Here is a 17,964-nt window from a genome sequence, read left to right on the forward strand (position 1 = left end):
TGTAAATTATTAAATTCATAGTAAATCAATCCTGTTTTCTATGAAATTTAATACTCAACTTAAAATAGCACTTCCAGTTTTGGTGGTGCTATTTTTTGCTTTTGCAGCAAGGCAAAGGTCGGTGGATCAGGTTCCGCAAATTCCTCTTGAGGACTTCTTCAAAAATCCGGCGATGACCGGATTTAAGGTTTCCCCAGACGGCAACTACATTTCGTATTTAGCACCCTATCAAACCCGGCTAAATGTTTTTGTTAAGAAGATCGGGACCGATAAGGCCATTAGGATTACGAATGACCTTAAACGCGATATCAGAAATTACTTTTGGAAAGCTAATAAGATCATGTATTTCCAGGATGTAGGAGGCAATGAGAACTTCCAGCTTTTTGCTGTAAATGCCGATGGAACTAAACCAATGGAAATTACCCAGGCAGGTTACCGTACTGAATTGGTTGATGATCTTTCTTCTGATGATCAACATGTGATTATTCAAACCAATAAGCGGAATGCAGAAGTGTTTGATCCATATAAAATTGATTTAGCCACCGGAAAAGCAACTATGTTGTACGAGAATCCTGGAAATATAACCGGATGGATGGTTGATCACGATGGAAAATTGAGGGTGGCCGCGGTCACGGATGGTGTTCAAACCTCAATTCTTTATCGCAATAACGAAACCGATAATTTCAAAACATCAATTACTACGGATTTTAAGGAATCTGTTATGCCCTTGTTTTTCACTTTTGATAACAAATATGTTTATGCTATTTCAAACCGAGGCCGTGATAAAAATGAACTTGTGGTGTTTGATTTGGAAAAAGGCAAAGAAATAAAAACTGTTTATTCAAATCCCGATTATGACATTGAATTTGCCGATTATTCAAGGAAACAAAAGAAACTGATGGTGGTAGGTTATACTTCGTGGAAAAGTGAGCTGGTGGCTTTGGATGATGAGGCGAAGAAAATTCTCGACGACCTTAAATCAAAGGTGGGAGATAAGAATATTAGCGTGATGTCATTCAATAAAAACGAGGATAAAATTGTTTTTTACGTAGGAGCAGATCGGTTTAATAAATTCTACTATTATGATGTTAATACAGGAAAGCTTGAGCTATTAGCAAATACTCGCCCTTGGTTAAACCTGAATTATGCAATAGATTATTAAAGTAATCGATAAGTGTCTTTATATTAGTCACCCAAAGCGATTTACAACTTCACCCTGATGGTTAATTTGCCCATAGAGTATTCAGACAAACCCGTAACCCCATTTGGCGGGATGAGTTTACTAAAGCGCATGCTTGATAAGACCCAGATTTATGAACAGCTTAATAAACTGGCACTGCCAGTTGCAGGCTCCAATCGGGGATATTTACCATCGGATATTGTTCGGTCCTTTTGGTTAGGTATTTGGACGGGGGCCAGTCGTTACATTCATTGCGACTGGGTAAGATACGATACGGTTCTTCAAGACATTTTCGGTCTGAAGCAGATGCCTTCTCAGAGCACCTATAGTCGATTTTTCAATAAATTCAATCAAGCCAAAAATACAGAAGTATTCCCTGCCCTGCAGCAGTGGTTCATGGAGCAGCTGGAAATCAACACAATTACGGTTGATTTTGACAGTACCGTTATTACCCGGTATGGAGAACAGGAAGGCAGTGCCGTAGGTTATAATCCCAATAAAAAGGGCAGGAACTCCCATCATCCTCTGATGGCTTTTATCAGCCAAACCAGAATGGTGGCCAATGCCTGGTTGCGACCCGGAAATGCCGCGGCCAGTTCTAATTGCGTAGCATTTATGCAGGAAACCTTTGATTGTTGTCTGCAGGGGAAGAAAGTGGGTTTGGTTCGTGGAGATAGTGGCTTCTATACCGAAGAAATCCTTGATTACCTTGAGCAAAAGCGGCTAAACTACGTGGTAGCCGTCAGAATGTATCCCAATATAAAAAGCGAAGTACTCTGCCGGAGCGCATGGATTACCCTTAGCAAAGGAATAGAGTTGAGTGAAATGACTTTCAGCCATTCACAAGGTAAGCCAAGGCGGTATATTATTGTCAAAAAACGGGTAGAGGATCGGCCTAATTGCACAGGTAAACTTCTTTTTGAGGATATGCCAGGGTATCGGTTTAGTTGCTATGTGACCAATTTGGATTTACCTCTTGACCAGGTATGGAACATTTATAATTCAAGGGCCGATTGCGAGAATCGGATTAAAGAGCTCAAACAAGATTTTGGTCTGGAAAACTTCTGCATGCAAAACTTTTGGGCAACAGAAGCCTCCTTCCGGTTCATCATGGTAGCCTATAACCTGATTAGTCTTTTTAGACACTTTGCTTTAAATGAACACAATAAAGCTACCCACCAAACACTAAAATCCTATTGCTTTGCATTAGGAGCCTGGACTGCAACTCATGCCAACAGAAAAGTGCTAAAAATCTCATTGCCCCTCAAAAAGCGGCAATGGATGGATGGATTATTTGCTAAAATTGACCTGCTGGATGGTAAGTTCTCCTATTCTAATGCATAATTCAGGTTAAAAGAAGAGCATATGGCCGAAATGAAACCAATTAAATATACTTCGCGAGATGGCTTAACGATTAACGGTTATCTAACGCTTCCTGTAGGGGTTGAGCCCAAGAATTTGCCGGTTATCATCAACCCACATGGTGGACCATGGGCTCGGGATGAATGGAGGTTAAACCCGGAAGTTCAATTTTTAGCAAATCGAGGTTATGCGGTTTTACAAATGAATTTTAGAGGTTCAACCGGCTACGGCAAAGAGTTCTGGACCAAATCATTTAAGCAATGGGGTCGAACCATGCAAAACGATGTAAGTGATGGCGTTGCCTGGTTGATTAAGGAGGGTATTGCCGATAAAAATCGGATTGCTATTTATGGGGGTAGCTATGGTGGGTATACAACGCTTGCCGGCATAACTTTTACGCCGGACCTGTACGCTTGTGCGGTCGATTATGTGGGCGTGGCAAATATGTTTACGTTCATGAAAACAATTCCTCCGTATTGGGAGCCTTATCGTAAAATGTTTTATGAGATGGTGGGTGACCCAAAAGCGGATAGTGTAATGCTGGCAGAAGTTTCACCTGTGATGCATGCCGATAAGATTAAGGTTCCGCTATTGATAGCCCAGGGAGCCAATGATCCAAGGGTAAACAAAAACGAGTCGGACCAGATGGTGGAGGCTTTGCGTAAGCGAGGCATTGAAGTTGAATACATAGTAAAAGACAACGAGGGGCATGGCTTCTCGAATCAGGAAAACAGAATGGACTTTTATGGTGCAATGGAGAAATTTTTCGCGAAGCACTTAAAATCAGAAATGGGCAAGAATTAAATGAAAAAGAGGCTTAAAATCAACTAAGCCTCTTTTCATTTATATATCTGCAGTTTATTGTTTTGCCGCCCAACTGTCCATCTTTGACTCTAAAACGTCCAATGGCAGACACCCATCGTTTAGCACCTGGTTATGAAATTCGGCAATATTGAATTTGTTGCCCATTTGTTTTTCATATTTTGCCCGTAACTCACGAATTTTTAACTGCCCTATTTTATATGATAAGGCCTGTCCAGGAATAGCCATATAGCGCTCTATTTCCGAGGTAGCTTCTGCCTCAGAAATACGCATATTATCCATCATGAATTGGATAGCCCGTTCTCTTGTCCACCCTTGGGTGTGTAAACCTGCATCAACTACCAGCCGGATGGCACGTAGCATGGCATCACTTAAATGACCCAAATACTGATATGGGTCTGAAAATAGGCCTAATTCCTTGCCTAAACTTTCAGCATACAATGCCCAGCCTTCACCATAAGCTCCGTACCATGCAAAACGACGAAAAGCCGGCAAGGACGTATTCTCAATTTGAAGAGCGTTTTGATAATGATGACCCGGAATGGCTTCATGTAAGAATAAAGTCTCCATGCCCACAGTATTGAATTTGGTAGCATCAAGAATCGGGACATAAAATATCCCGGGACGCTTACCATCTGGAGAGCCTGGCAAATACTCTGGGCTTGCTGATGCAGCTCTGAATGCTTCTGTTTGACGAATTTCAAACTTCATTTTTGGGGTGTGGCTGAACAGCTTTTTCAATTGAGGATCTTCTTTTGCTTTTATTGCCCAAAATGCGTCAATAATTTCTTTTGGAGTTTTATAAGGCATAAAGCGTTTATCAGTATTGGCAAAATTGAAAAATGATTTAAGGTCCCCTTTAAAACCAACCGCAGTTTTCACTTTTTCCATTTCTGATCGAATGTTAGCTACTTGCTGTAAGCCTAAGTTGTAAACCTCCTGAGGTGTTTTGTTAGTGGTGGTCCAATACTTAATTAAATACTGATAAGCTTCTTTTCCCTGAGGAATGGCATCAATGCCAGAGGTGGTACGAGCTTTAGGCAAGTACTCTTTTTTAAAGAATGTTGCCAGCTTTTGATAAGTTGGATTAATTTGCTCACTAATGGCTTTTGTATAAGCCGTCATTATACGTTTTTTGTCGGCTTCACTAAAATCGAGCGGAAGTTTTGCAATGGGCTCATAGAAAATACTTTTAGTTATATCATTGCATGGTATTGCATCCATTTGCGGAATAATTTTTACCACCAACGATTTAGGTAAAATATAACCCTTCGAAATCCCAATTCGCATGTTGGCTATTGCTGTGTCCGCCCAAATAGTGAACCCATTAATTCTGCCTAAAAAATTATCATAATCTTTCACTGTGTTAAAAGGTTGGTTACCACTTCCTGATCCAAGTTGTGGGAAAGACAAAGGCATGCATGTGAACTGATTGATTGGCAGGTATTCGCTATGGTAATTAAAGCCCTCAATGGATATTTCCATTTCCCTTTTGAAAATATCGAAGCTGACTTTCTGCTCGTCTGTTAGTTTCTCTCTGTCGAAACTTTTAACCTCATTGCTGTATTTAGTGAAAAATGCTTTCGATTCCTTTAGAAACGCGGTGCTGCCATCAATGGGAAGTTGATCATTATATCGATTATCTCCGTTTGCAGTGGCTTCGAGCGGGAATAGCTTCATGCGCTCTTCCCAGTAATGATCGAGCATTTTGTTAAATGCTACTGAGTTTTCTTCGTGTTTACTATCCGGGTTACTACAGGCCCCGGCCAACAACGCAATGCAAAGTGCTGAGGTGGTTTTCTTCATGCTGTTGATTGTTAATCTCGATTCGTCTGGGAACGAATTTATAAAAAACGAAGGAGCAAATAGAATTGATAAAGATGTAATTTAAGGTCTTAAATAAATCGGTTTGAAATATGAGCACTCAAAATTTAGAAGAATTGAAATATCCAATTGGAAAATTTGAAAAACCGGATGTTGTTTCCCCGCAGCAGATAAAAAATGCTATAGAAGAAATTGCAGAACTTCCAATACAAATAGAAGCTGCCTTAGAGGGCTTAAGCAATAGGCAATTAGATACCCCTTACCGTCCCGAAGGGTGGACAATCAGGCAAGTGGTTCATCACATTCCTGATAGCCATATGAATGCTTATGTCCGATTTAAGCTAGCACTTACAGAAGAAAATCCAACTATTCGTCCGTACTTCGAAGATCGCTGGGCTAATTTGAAGGACACTACTCTAACACCGGTAAATGTCTCCGTTCAGTTGCTAAAAGCATTGCACCAGCGCTGGGTAATTCTATTAAGATCTATGAATAATGAGGATTCTCAGCGTACATTCTTTCATCCAGAAAAAGGTAGTTCGCTTACCCTTGCAGAAGTCGTGTTAATATATGCTTGGCATGGAAAACATCATTTGGGTCATATTTTACTCGTTAAAAATCAATAAATTAGGATAAGTAAACCCTAATACTATGCCTATAAGAATGGTCAAAGATGAGGATAGCTCATCACAAGGCCCTCCAGGTGGTGGCGGTAGATTTTCTGGCGGTGGAGGCGGTGGAGGATTAATAGCGCTGCTTTTAAGCCTGTTGTTGAAAAATCCCAAGCTTTTGTTAGTGGTGTTGGTTATTGGTGGCGCATTCTATTTTTTTAAAGGAGGATGCTCTGGTGGCGGAAATATAGCTCAAATTGCAGCACATGTGCTAAGCACCGGAGCCAATTTCGACATTAAACAATATGATAAAGCAGAAGTTTTTGAGCCTTTGGCTTATGACAAGGATAAAAACCCCTTGCCTGAACGAGTGACGCTTCAAGACTTTTGTCCTGATCGTTTAAATCAGGGAGAGCAAGGTTCGTGTGTGGCGTGGTCAAGTGCATATGGTGCCCGAACAATTCTTGAATCGAAAAGAACAGGAGGCAATCCAAATGAAATAGCATTTAGTCCGGCTTTCCTTTATAATCAGATAAAAATGGATGGTTGCCAAGGGTCGTACATTATCAAGGCAATGAAATCACTAAAAGAGACCGGAGCCCTGCCATTCAACCAGTTTCCGTATACAGATAAAGATTGCAGTAAAATGCCCAACTCATCTCAATTGAATGCTGCCGAGCAGTACTCTATGTTGGGCTACAATCGTCTTACTTTAGGAGGGGATGATTATACTATTGACTTAAATGCCATACGTCAAAATCTTGCACAGGGGGCCCCGGTGGTAATTGGAATGATGGTGGGAGGAAGTTTCATGCAGGATATGATGGGACAAAAGGTATGGCATCCAACAAATGCAGATTATTCGATGCGTGGGTTTGGAGGACATGCCATGTGTATCGTCGGTTATGATGATTACCTTGAAGGCGGAGCTTTTCAAATTATGAATAGCTGGGGGCCGGAGTGGGGAGAAAATGGATTTGGATGGGTGCGCTATAATGATTTTGTTCGTTTTGCCAAGGAAGCTTACGGCGTTTATCCTATGGGTTCAAAGGGCGAGATAAAGCCTAATGAATTTAAGGTAAGTGTGGCATTAGTTGATAATAGTACTAAGAGTTATATCCCGCTAAATTCTAAAAGCAATAATGTCTTTACTACTGCAAATCACGTAAAAAAGGGGACTAAGTTTAAAATAGAAGTAAATAATAGTATAGAGTGCTACACTTATGTGTTCCAGGATTCATTAGGGAAAAGCACTATTCTGTTTCCCTATACATCTAAACATTCTCCTTATTGTGGTATAACAGGGGCAAGATTATTTCCCAAGGATTATTCTATGCAAATTGATGAAGTTGGAGGAAAAGACATAATGGCGGTTGTTGTGACCAAAAAGCCGCTTGATTTTGTACAGTTGAATCAGGCCATAAATGCTGCCGGAAGAAGCTCTTATCCTGACAAGTTAAGAAATGCTCTAGGCTCAATGAATGTTTCGAATGTAAGTTTTAGTGCCGGGCAGAAAATTTCGTTTGAAGCGCCGGCTAATAAACCAGACGCAGCAATTGCAGTGGTGGTTGAGATATTAAAATAGTAAAAAAACTCCCGGAAAGCTTCGGGAGTTTTTTATGCATCGTGTCTGCAAGAACATATTACAAACTAGGCCACATAGGCAGATTACACCCAAGCCCGTTTTTCCTGCAGGGAGATATAGTTGCTCATAATCGAGCAGGTTCCTTCATCATTAGTAGGTGCAGACTAGTTTCATCCATCCCTTTTCAGCTATTTCATGAAGTGTAAATTTCCTCAATTTTTAAGTGTAATTCAAAAAAACTTTTCACCTTTAATATCCGCTGAAAGCCACGTTAGTTTTGATAAAAAACTTGATAGCTGGCAATGAGAGTATTTAACTTCTCTGCGAACTCCCTGATTTTAGCTGTGTCTAATCCAATTGCCAAAGTGCTCTTTTCTTTTTTGACATAGCTATAATTTTTAAGCGATTTAAAGTAGATTGTTGTTCCGTAAATGTGGATACCTTACTCTACAAAATACGCTTAAAAACGGTGGTGGCTGAAAGTAATGAATTAAAGAACGATGAAAACGGAGTTTAAATGGGCGTTGATTATCAGTTTCGTAAACTTTTGTTGGTTAGTAGCTGAATACCTTTTGGGTTTCCATGATCGATATGTTGCTATTCACCCCTATATTACTCTGTTGTCAATTACTATTCCAATACTGGGTATTAGAAAGGCGCTGATTGAGAAGAAGTTATTTGAATCGGGAAAGAAACTGGGATTCTGGAAATCAATGCAGGTTGGAGCGTTGATTACGGTAATTTGTGCCGTTATAAGTATATTCAGTATAATGCTATATTTCAAGTTTATTAACCCTGAATACTCCCATTTTATGGTAGAGTATACAGTGGATAAATTTGCCGGAGCGGGGAAAGATGTTGCCCATGTAAGAATTGAAGCCCAAAAGTATTATAGCTTAAAGAGTTTTATGCAAAAGTCGTTTGCCGGGACCATGTTTATTGGGCTAATCATAAGCTTCGTGCTTGCCCTTTTTTCTGCAAAAGAAAAATAAGTAAGAGTCTTTTTACTTTATATTTACCATCATAAATACAGTGCAAAATCGTTTAACTATCTAATGACTAATTTTTAACAGCGTGAAGAGCAAAAAAATACCTTTGTTTATAATTGCCGGGATGCTTTTAGCGTCTTGTACAGGCGAAACTAAAAAAGAAAATATTAAGTCAAATGAGAGTTTGTCTGAGATACCTGAGCCAAAGTTCTTGAAAGAAGGGGAACTTTCTTTTATTGGCAAAAACGGCAATGAGATTAGAAAAATTGATATTGAAATAGCCGATGATGAGCAGCAAAGAACTCAAGGGTTAATGTACAGAAAATCAATGGCTGATACACAAGGGATGCTTTTCACTTTTGATAAAGCTGAGCCGCAAAATTTTTGGATGCACAATACCTTTATTTCATTAGATCTTATTTATGTGAATGAGAATAAGGAAATTGTTAAAATTCGTAAAAATGCAGAACCATTGAACGAACAACAAGACTTAAGCTCAGAAAAAAATGCACAATATGTTGTGGAGGTTATCGGAGGGTTTTGTGATAAATTTGGCATATCTGAAGGAGATAAAATTAGCTTCAAACATTAATAACGTTTCTTAAATAATAAAACGGGCGCATTTTCAACTCTGTAAACGCGCCTTGTTTATTTTAGTTCTTCAAAACTACTTCTGAGCTTCATCTAAAAGAAATTTACAGCGCTCGGCTCCCCAATTAGGGGCAAATGCATTAGCCGGTTTGTAGCTTTCAAATTTTTCCATAGCATCTTTCAACTGAGGGAGTGCTATTTTCTTACCTCCACCATATGCTTCTGGGGTATAAAAAGTGTTCTGAGCTATAATAAATACAGGACGTGGATTAGATTGGTCCAGTTCCTTAGCTTTCTGTAAATGAGTTATTGCTGGTTGAATTTCCATATATCGGTTCATTGGGTCAACATATACCTTCATCAATTTAATATAGCCAGTTAATGTTTCAATTTCGGAGGTATTCGGTTGCAATGTCGATGCTTGTAAGGTAAGGTCAAGAGCCTTATCATAGATGCCGTCTTTTTTGGAGTTGTCTTTTTCCATGACTCCACTGATGAGCAGATTATAGGCAGAGTAGTAGAAGGGTAACCAGTTGTTTTTCTCAGTTGTAGCAACGCGCTCAAAAAAGTTTGAGCTGGATAAATACTCTTCACTGCTTTTGGCGGCTTTCATCATTTCAAAGCCTTGGTTCATGCCTTTTTCAAAGTTAGGACTTTGGGCAAAGGCTATCGATGTAGAAATTATTGCTGCAATAGTTAAAAAAGTAGTTTTCATGATTGTGGTTGTTATAAGTGAATAAAGTTTTAGTATTAGTCTATTGATTAATAAAGTCGGAATTACATGGCGTTAAAGTCAGAGCCTCCAATGGTAATAAACATACCCAAAAATACAGTGCGTCGAGCTGGAGGTTCAATTGCTTTACGAATGGATCCATTTGTAGAATAGTTATAACCATATATATTCTTAAATCCGGCAACATTATTTACAGATAGATAAACAATCGTAAACTGATTTAAAAGACGGGTCAAATAACTGATATTCATACTAAGGTTGTGATAGTCTTTGGTAATGTCTGCCATAAAATTGACATTGTTTGGGTTGTAGTATGGGCGTCCGGAAGCGAAAGTGTATGTAAAGCCTACTTGGGAGTGCATAGCAGTAAGGTATTGTTTATAAACCAGGCTCAATGTATGCTTGGCGGCAAACGAAGGCTGAACAGTAGTCTGGAAATTTCTATAACTGCGTTTTGTGTCTAAAAATGAATAGCTTATCCAGTAATCAGCTGTAGGAATGGTTTTTCTGTCGCGCCAAAAGATATCAATGCCACGCGCATAGCCACTTCCATTGTTGGTATGTGAACTACCGTCGCTTTTAATGAGCTTGTTATAATCCTTATAGTACAATTCTGCACGAAAAGTTCGCTTATCAGTTGTGTATTGATAATTAAGAATATAATGGTCCGAAGATTGATATCCCAAATCAGGGTTTTGGTGGGCTATTAGAATTGTATCGATTGGGCTTTGATAGAATTTTCCATAAGCTGATGATAATTGCGAATTTGCATTCAACTTATAACTCAGTGATAAACGAGGTGCAATGTTGACTTTTTCCATTAGGCTTGAATTTTCGATTCTCAAACCTAAACGGGCAACTAGTGAACGACTGAAATAATAATCTGTTTCAGCAAATGCAGCAGATTGATTATCTGTAATACTTCGTGTTTTGTAATCAAACCGCTGATGCTTATACGAATTGTAGTACTCTGCCCCTACCCTTAAGCTTGATAAAGTACCATAATAATAAGTAACCATAGTACGTGCTTCTCCCATCCTATCATAGTCACCGATATTATTTGCGCTTAACTTCATACTATCGTTGTCAGTACTAAAGGCAAGTCCGGCATCAATCTTAACCTTATCTGACAAAAACTGGCGATAAGTGCTGTTTATAAGTAAATTGTTGTTTTTGTTGAAGTAGCTGTGGGGCTTGTTTGGGGCGTCAAGATTGTCATAGTTCAGTCCAAGTTTACCGCTGGCAAACTCTGAATATAACTTAAACAAACCAGTAGTTCCGGTTTTCAGTTTATAGTTTACAGAGCCACTGTAGCTGCGCGGTGCATAATTCCATTTTGCTTGTTGCTTAATCAATCCATAGTAAGGTGTTAAGTTGATGTATTGTCCTCCAAATTGAAGTGAACTATTCTTGAACCTGCTAGTTTGTAAAAGTCCCCCACCCACACTCATCAAACTAAGACCTGTTGTAGTTTTCGTTTCAAGATCTTTACTGTCTAAAACCAATACAGATGACAAGGCTTGGCCATACTGAGCTGAATAACCGCCAGCACTAAAGCTTACTCCGTTGAACATAAATGGTGAAAAACGTCCGCGAGAAGCAATATCTGGCAAGTCATTTAGGTAAGGATTCTTAATCATCATGCCATCAAAGTACACCTTCGTTTCGCTGGCGGTGCCGCCACGTACCATAAGACCTTGCTCAGAGCTAGTGGCTTGTGTGCCGGGCAAGGTCTGGAGGGCAGAAATTATATCTGCTTCTGCTCCTGCAGTAGTGGCAATGTCTAATGATTTCAATTGAGCCATTTTGCGGGTGTCATTGGCTTCCATTGTTCCGGCTGTTACCACAACGGTATTAAGTTCTGTTGCCGTTTCAACCAATTCGATTATCAGATTAATATTAGTGCCATTGAGCAAAATGGTTTTAGAATAGGGTTCATAACCAATCATGGTTACTTCTAACAGTTTGGAATCTTTTTCATCGGTAGAGAATGTAAACTTTCCTTCTTTATCAGAGGTTGCTCCGTCATATGAGTCCTTGATTGCTATACCTGCTCCGGCTAGATGCTTTCCCGTTTGGGTTTTTATTATGCCCGAAATTTTTGTTTGTGCAAAAACATTCATTGTTAAAATGCTTATCAGGAATGTAAAAGCGGTAAAAAAAGTTTTCATTAATTGTGTCAGTGTTAGTGACCCAAAGTTGATAACAAAAGCTTCCTTAATAAACACTTTACCGATGAACGAGGGATATATTCTGATGAATGGTAAGATTATATCGGTGAGTACACTTTGCCCTAAAAGAATTATTGAGACAGGGCTTAGAATAAAATAGAGCTGAAATAAGCATCACAATTGAAGGTGTAAAAGGGTAAACTGCTAAAGCATAGAGGTTTATTGCGTAATAATTAATATTTACTTCTGTGGATTATAGTAAATGAATTTATAAATTATTAAATTAAGGTAGTTTATGCTCTCAAAATGATTCAGAATAATTGCCTAATCTTAAGAAAGACTATTTGTGGCTTTGCAATTCTAGCAACCTTATCTGCCTGTAAAGACAAAACTATAAAAGCTTCCCCTCCTGCGGAAGTTTCGGTGATAACTGCACGACAAGCATCCGTTCCTGTTTACCAGGAATATGTAGGCCAGACATATGGGTTGGCTGATGTCGACATTCGAGCTCGTGTAGAAGGTTGGGTTACCGGCATGTACTTTAAAGAAGGAACAAAAGTAAAGAAAGGCTCCTTACTCTATACTATCGATGATATTCAGTATCAAACTCGGGTTGATCAAGCTGCTGGCAATGTCGCTTCAGCAAAAACAGAGGTAGCCCGGGCTAAAAGTCAGCTAAACAGGGTAAAGCCCCTTGCCGACATGAATGCACTTAGTAAGATGGATTTGGATAATGCTAAAGCTGAATATAATGCTGCTGTTGCTCGGCAACAAGTCTCTGAAGCTGCATTACGAAACTCTAAAATTGAACTAGGTTATGCCAAGGTGCATGCTCCTATTGATGGAATCATTGGAATTTCCAATGTACGAGTTGGAGACTATGTTAGTAGGGCTGGTTCAAATATTCTTTCTACAATTTCACAAACAGGAACAATAAGGGTTCGCTTTCAGGTTAATGAAACCGAGTTTTTAAAGTTTGTACGAAACTACAAAGAAAGTCAAGCTAGTAGGCAAGACGTCACCTTAATTCTCCCTGATAATACGATCTTTAATGAAAAGGGGAAGGTTGATTTTGCCAACCGTCAAATTGACCCGGAAACTGGCTCCATCACAATCGAAGCATCATTTGCTAATCAATCAGGCTTATTGCGACCGGGATTATATGTAAAAGTGGAATTACTTACAGGTAACTATCCCAACGTTGTTGTGGTGCCACAGCGAGCCATAAATCAACTCCAGAGTTTGTACCAGGTTTTTGTAGTAGACAAAACAAATACACTTAAGGTACGTATCGTGGAAGTTGGGCCACGTGTTGGCGACATGTGGATTATCACTAAAGGTCTTCAGCCAAATGAGAGAGTTGCCCTTATCGGTACAATGGCCTTAAACGATAATTCAAAAGTTACACCAATTGAAGCTAAATGGACGCCAACATTTCCTGGGAAAGGGATATAAAAATGCTTCTGCTTATTAATCGCATCTAAAACACAACTTCATGAGCGAGTTTTTTATCAGAAGGCCCATTGTGGCCATGGTTATCTCAATAGTAATGGTTTTAATGGGATTGTTAACGCTGCGTAATATCCCTATTGCTCAATATCCCGAAATTACCCCGCCAATGATTCAGGTAACGTCGGTTTATACAGGGGCTAGTGCTGTGAATGTTGAACAGGCCGTTGCTACTCCAATTGAGCAACAGGTAAACGGTGTTGAGCAAATGCTTTATATGAAATCAGTAAATGCCGGCGATGGTTCCTTAACCTTACAGGTTTCATTTGAAGTTGGTGTAAATCTCGACAATGCGAATATGCTCACCCAAAACAGGGTTTCACAAGCCAATGCTAAACTCCCTTCTGAAGTGAAAAGCTATGGTGTTACTACTAAAAAGTCCCTTGTTTTCCCCTTGCTATTGATTTCATTGTCTTCTCCAAATGGCTCTTATAATGGCGCTTTCTTAAGCAATTATGCCAATATAAATATTGTAGACCGTATTGCGCGTATTTCAGGAGTCGGGAATGTCACTCTGTTCGGAGGTTATGATTATTCTATGCGCGTTTGGTTAAATCCAGACAGATTATCGAAGTTAAATTTGACTGCAAATGATATTATTAACGCTGTAAAAAAACAAAACGCAATAGTTCCTGGAGGAAAATTTGGAGGACCTCCTTCACCAAAAGGAGTTGACAATACATATACTATTCGTTTACAAGATCGTTTAGCTACCGAAGAAGAATTTGGGAATATCATTGTAAAATCAAGTGCTGCGGGTGCTATGGTTAGACTGAAAGATGTTGCCCGCATTGAACTAGGATCTGAAAACTACATTTCTTATAGCCGACTTAACCAAAAACAAGCAGCAACTATTGGCGTATATCAATTGCCTGGATCCAACGCATTGGATGTTGCAGGTAAAGTAAAAGCTGCTATAGATGATATGTCAAAAAGTTTTCCTCCTGATTTGAAATATGATGTTTCGCTTGACACTACTGCATCGGTAACTGTAGGGATTGAAGAAATTATTCACACTCTTTTTGAGGCAGTTGTTTTGGTAATCCTGGTGGTGTTTATTTTTTTACAGGATTGGAGGGCCACCCTTATTCCGCTGCTCACAGTTCCAGTTTCCTTGATCGGAACATTTATGGTGTTTCCGTTATTAGGCTTTTCAGTAAATGTACTTTCACTGCTTGGTTTAGTGCTTGCCATCGGGATAGTGGTTGATGATGCGATTGTGGTTGTGGAAGCTGTGATGCATAATATCGAACATGGCATGAGTCCGAGGGACGCTACAAGTAAAGCGATGCAAGAAGTTGGAGGGCCGGTGGTGGCAATAGCATTGATTCTGGCTGCCGTTTTTATTCCTGTTGCATTGGCAGGAGGTATTACCGGTCGATTGTATCAGCAGTTTGCAATTACCATTGCTATTTCTGTAGGCTTTTCGGCATTCAATGCTTTAACTCTAAGTCCAGCTTTATCAGCAATGTTACTTCGCCCCAAAAAGGAAAGCAAAGGGTGGCTGGATAAGTTTTTTGATTGGTTCAACCGAGTTTTTGGGTCATTCACAGATAAATATGTAAGCATTGTGCAGGGGTTTGTAAAGAAATCTTTTCGGGCAATAATCTTTACAGCGATTGTTGTTATTGGAGTGGTTATGCTGGGTAAATTAATTCCAACAGGATTTGTTCCGGAAGAAGATCAGGGATATTATATGCTTAATATCCAGTTGCCGGATGCATCATCTTTAGGCAGGACCGATGAAGTTGCTCATAAAATAGAACAGATTCTTAGCAAGATTGATGGGATTCAGTATTATACTACAATTATGGGTTACAGTATGGTTACATCAGCTTATACAACCAATACTGCGTTTGTGTTTGTGGCTCTAAAACCATGGGATGAAAGGAAACACACAGTTTTTGACATTATAAAGCAAACAAATACTGAATTTGCTCGTGAGATTACAGAAGCTACTGCAATTGCATTTGGTCCTCCTCCAATTATTGGCTTGGGAACAGGCGCCGGCTTTACCATTATGCTTCAGGATAAAACAGGAAATACTCCTGAATATCTGTTTAACGAATCGAGGAAATTTATTGCAGCAGCTTCAAAAAGACCTGAGATTGGAAGAATTTTTACCGCCTACCGCTCTAATGTGCCACAAAAAAAAGTGTCGGTTGATCTTGATAAAGCAGAAAAACTGGAAGTTGATTTGTCTGAATTAAACAGTACCATATCTTCTTATTTAGGTAGTGCATACGTTAACGACTTCAATAAGTTTGGCCGACAATATAAGGTATATGTTCAGGCCGACTCTAACTACAGGACCAGTCCTAAAGATCTAAACCTGTTTTTTGTCAGAAGCAAAAATGGCTCAATAGTTCCAATAAGTACTTTGGTTACTGTAACTGACACCATAGGGCCTGAATTTACTAATCGCTTTAATATGTACAGGGCAGCCGAACTCAATGGAACGCCTGCAGAGGGTTATAGCTCTTCACAAGCATTAAAAGCATTAGAAGAAACTGCGGCCCAGGTCTTGCCAAAGGATCTGGAGTATTCGTGGAGCAATATGTCATATCAGGAGAAGGCTGCAGAAGGTACTGCAGGAGTTATGTTTGCCACAGCACTTGTGTTTGTGTTCCTAATTCTGGCAGCACAATATGAAAGTTGGAAGCTGCCATTTAGCGTATTGCTGGGAACGCCGTTTGCTGTTTTGGGAGCCTTTTTAGGACTATGGCTTTGCAGCTTCTTTAGTTCCAGCTATCAGAATAACGTGTTTGCCCAAATTGGATTGGTAATGCTAATAGGTCTGGCGGCAAAGAATGCAATTCTTATCGTTGAATTTGCCAAAGAGGCGAATGAAAAACATGGCAAGCCAGTTATGGATGCTGCACTAGAAGCAGCGAAGCTTAGATTTAGACCGATTCTTATGACTGCATTTGCCTTTATTTTGGGTGTTGTTCCATTGCTGACTGCTTCCGGGGCTGTTGCTGAAGCTCGCAAGGTGATTGGTATGGCCGTGTTTGCAGGAATGCTTGTGGCCACAATACTTGGGGTTTTATTTGTTCCTTCATTCTTTACCTGGATAGAGTCAATGGGTAAAAAGAAAAATGATAGTACTAACCAACAAACAGGAAGCTAATATGAACCGACTCCTCATCTTTACCGGTATTTTGTTCCTGCTCACAGGGTGCCTGGTTGGTCCAAAATATACTCGACCCGATTTAGGGGTGCCTTCAAGTTTTATTCAACAATCAGATTCCTTACGTCGTGATTCTGTTGCCAATATTCAATGGTGGGAACTATATAAGGATAAGGCATTGCAAAACCTTATAAGAATCTCATTAGAACAAAATAAAGATATTAAAACGGCTGTGGCACGTGTTGAAGAATCAAGGGCCGTGTTGGGCTTTAGCAAAGCCAATCTCTACCCTTCTATCGGATATGACGTTAAGGGTGGCTACAATAAAGTGAATGAAAATGCACAAGCAACAGGCATTGGAATTGATGGAGAAGCCTATAGTTTGTTGGGGACCTTAAGTTGGGAAGTGGATCTATGGGGAAGAATTCGTCATGCTAATCGTTCGGCTTACGCCCAATTATTGGCGGATGAAGATAACCAAAAGGCTATAACCATCAGTGTGGTAGCAGATGTTGCCAGCCTTTATTTTCAATTACGAGGACTGGATGAGCGACTTGAGATATCGAAGAATACGGTGGCTGCCCGAGAAGAAAGTTATAGGCTTATTAGTGCAAGGTTTGAAAAGGGCTATGTGGCAGAAATTGATAAATTTCAAGCGGAACAACAAGTTGCATTTGCAGCAGCAAACATTCCGGCTATAGAGCGTGATATTGTGGCTGTTGAAAGTGCCTTAAATGTATTGTTAGGTCGAAATCCATCAGCCTTAATCAGAGGTTTTCAAAATTCAGAACAGCAGATTGAATTGGAGATACCTGCCGGGTTACCCTCATCTGTACTTGAAAAGCGTCCCGATGTTAACGCTGCAGAGCAAAACTTAATTGCTCAAACCGAATTGATTGGGGTGGCTCAAGCTCTTCGGTTTCCTACTCTGTCGCTAACAGGTTTTGCTGGAGTTGCCAGTGCAGATTTAGGTACATTACTAGAAAACAACTCTCTTGCAACAGGCTTTGCTGGTCAGTTGCTGGGGCCAATCTTCCAATTCGGACAAAACAAACGACGTGTTGAAATTGAGAAAAAGCGTACGGAGCAACTATTGTATCAATATGAAAAAACTGTACTTATCGCTTTAGGAGATGTAGAGTCATCATTGAAGGCAGTAAGAAGTTATCGGGATGAGTATTCTGCCCGTGATCGGGAAGTGATTGCCAACAGGAATATCGTTCTGCTTTCCCGCGCACGTTATGATGGAGGATTTACTACCTATTTAGAGGTGCTTGAGTCGGAAAGGCAATTGTATGAATCTGAATTAAATCGGTCGTTTACTAAACAAAATCAATTAGCGGCAACAGTGCAATTGTATAAGGCTTTAGGAGGAGGCTGGTAAATAAGGCATGTTGATCATTTCAATTAGAAATGATTTAAAGGATAAACAATTTAGTTTATTTTAGCAGTAGCTT

At 39.7% G+C, this 17,964-nt stretch carries 13 protein-coding genes; 10 read left to right on the forward strand and 3 right to left on the reverse strand.

Going from position 1 to position 17,964, the window contains the following annotated elements:
• Nucleotides 1-40: 40 nt before the first annotated feature.
• Genes L2B55_RS01525 through L2B55_RS01535 form a run of 3 tightly spaced genes read left to right on the forward strand, consistent with a single transcriptional unit; the run spans nt 41 to nt 3,346 of the window.
• A complete protein-coding gene (locus L2B55_RS01525; protein WP_237848533.1) occupies nt 41-1,162 on the forward strand; it encodes a TolB-like translocation protein in 1,122 nt (373 codons plus the stop codon).
• Between the two features lie 57 nt (nt 1,163-1,219).
• Nucleotides 1,220-2,524, forward strand: coding sequence for an IS1380 family transposase (locus tag L2B55_RS01530; protein ID WP_237848534.1), 1,305 nt, complete (start codon nt 1,220-1,222; stop codon nt 2,522-2,524).
• 21 nt (nt 2,525-2,545) lie between these two features.
• The gene (locus L2B55_RS01535; protein ID WP_237848535.1) at nt 2,546-3,346 is read left to right on the forward strand and encodes an alpha/beta hydrolase family protein; all 801 of its coding nucleotides are present in this window, start codon (nt 2,546-2,548) and stop codon (nt 3,344-3,346) included.
• 54 nt (nt 3,347-3,400) lie between these two features.
• Here L2B55_RS01535 and L2B55_RS01540 read toward each other — a convergent pair whose 3' ends face one another.
• Nucleotides 3,401-5,170, reverse strand: a complete 1,770-nt coding sequence (locus L2B55_RS01540) for a DUF885 domain-containing protein (protein WP_237848536.1) — start codon at nt 5,168-5,170, stop codon at nt 3,401-3,403.
• Between the two features lie 110 nt (nt 5,171-5,280).
• On the opposite strand from L2B55_RS01540, the gene L2B55_RS01545 reads away from it, so the two are divergent.
• The 4 genes from L2B55_RS01545 (at nt 5,281) to L2B55_RS01560 (ending at nt 8,965) form a co-directional block, all read left to right on the forward strand.
• A complete protein-coding gene (locus L2B55_RS01545) occupies nt 5,281-5,814 on the forward strand; it encodes a YfiT family bacillithiol transferase (RefSeq protein WP_237848537.1) in 534 nt (177 codons plus the stop codon).
• Nucleotides 5,815-5,839: 25 nt separating this feature from the next.
• Nucleotides 5,840-7,384, forward strand: a complete 1,545-nt coding sequence (locus tag L2B55_RS01550; RefSeq protein ID WP_237848538.1) for a C1 family peptidase — start codon at nt 5,840-5,842, stop codon at nt 7,382-7,384.
• Nucleotides 7,385-7,884: 500 nt separating this feature from the next.
• Nucleotides 7,885-8,376, forward strand: coding sequence for a DUF4199 domain-containing protein (locus L2B55_RS01555; protein ID WP_237848539.1), 492 nt, complete (start codon nt 7,885-7,887; stop codon nt 8,374-8,376).
• Between the two features lie 82 nt (nt 8,377-8,458).
• The gene (locus L2B55_RS01560; protein WP_237848540.1) at nt 8,459-8,965 is read left to right on the forward strand and encodes a DUF192 domain-containing protein; all 507 of its coding nucleotides are present in this window, start codon (nt 8,459-8,461) and stop codon (nt 8,963-8,965) included.
• Between the two features lie 75 nt (nt 8,966-9,040).
• Here the strand turns inward: L2B55_RS01560 and L2B55_RS01565 are convergent, their stop codons facing one another.
• Together L2B55_RS01565 and L2B55_RS01570 are read right to left on the reverse strand one after the other, a co-directional pair.
• Nucleotides 9,041-9,679, reverse strand: coding sequence for a hypothetical protein (locus tag L2B55_RS01565; RefSeq protein WP_237848541.1), 639 nt, complete (start codon nt 9,677-9,679; stop codon nt 9,041-9,043).
• Between the two features lie 62 nt (nt 9,680-9,741).
• Nucleotides 9,742-11,868, reverse strand: coding sequence for a TonB-dependent receptor (locus tag L2B55_RS01570; RefSeq protein WP_237848542.1), 2,127 nt, complete (start codon nt 11,866-11,868; stop codon nt 9,742-9,744).
• 306 nt (nt 11,869-12,174) lie between these two features.
• On the opposite strand from L2B55_RS01570, the gene L2B55_RS01575 reads away from it, so the two are divergent.
• The 3 genes from L2B55_RS01575 to L2B55_RS01585 are packed head-to-tail and all read left to right on the forward strand — an operon-like array spanning nt 12,175 to nt 17,891.
• Nucleotides 12,175-13,323 (forward strand): efflux RND transporter periplasmic adaptor subunit, encoded by a 1,149-nt coding sequence (locus L2B55_RS01575; protein WP_237848543.1) that lies wholly within the window; start codon nt 12,175-12,177, stop codon nt 13,321-13,323.
• A 40-nt stretch (nt 13,324-13,363) separates the two neighbouring features.
• A complete protein-coding gene (locus L2B55_RS01580) occupies nt 13,364-16,507 on the forward strand; it encodes an efflux RND transporter permease subunit (protein ID WP_237848544.1) in 3,144 nt (1,047 codons plus the stop codon).
• A complete protein-coding gene (locus L2B55_RS01585; RefSeq protein WP_237848545.1) occupies nt 16,476-17,891 on the forward strand; it encodes an efflux transporter outer membrane subunit in 1,416 nt (471 codons plus the stop codon). Before L2B55_RS01580 ends, L2B55_RS01585 begins: the two co-directional genes overlap by 32 nt.
• Nucleotides 17,892-17,964: the final 73 nt, after the last annotated feature.

This window comes from Solitalea lacus (assembly GCF_022014595.1).
GTDB classification, from domain to species: Bacteria; Bacteroidota; Bacteroidia; order Sphingobacteriales; family Sphingobacteriaceae; genus Solitalea; species Solitalea lacus.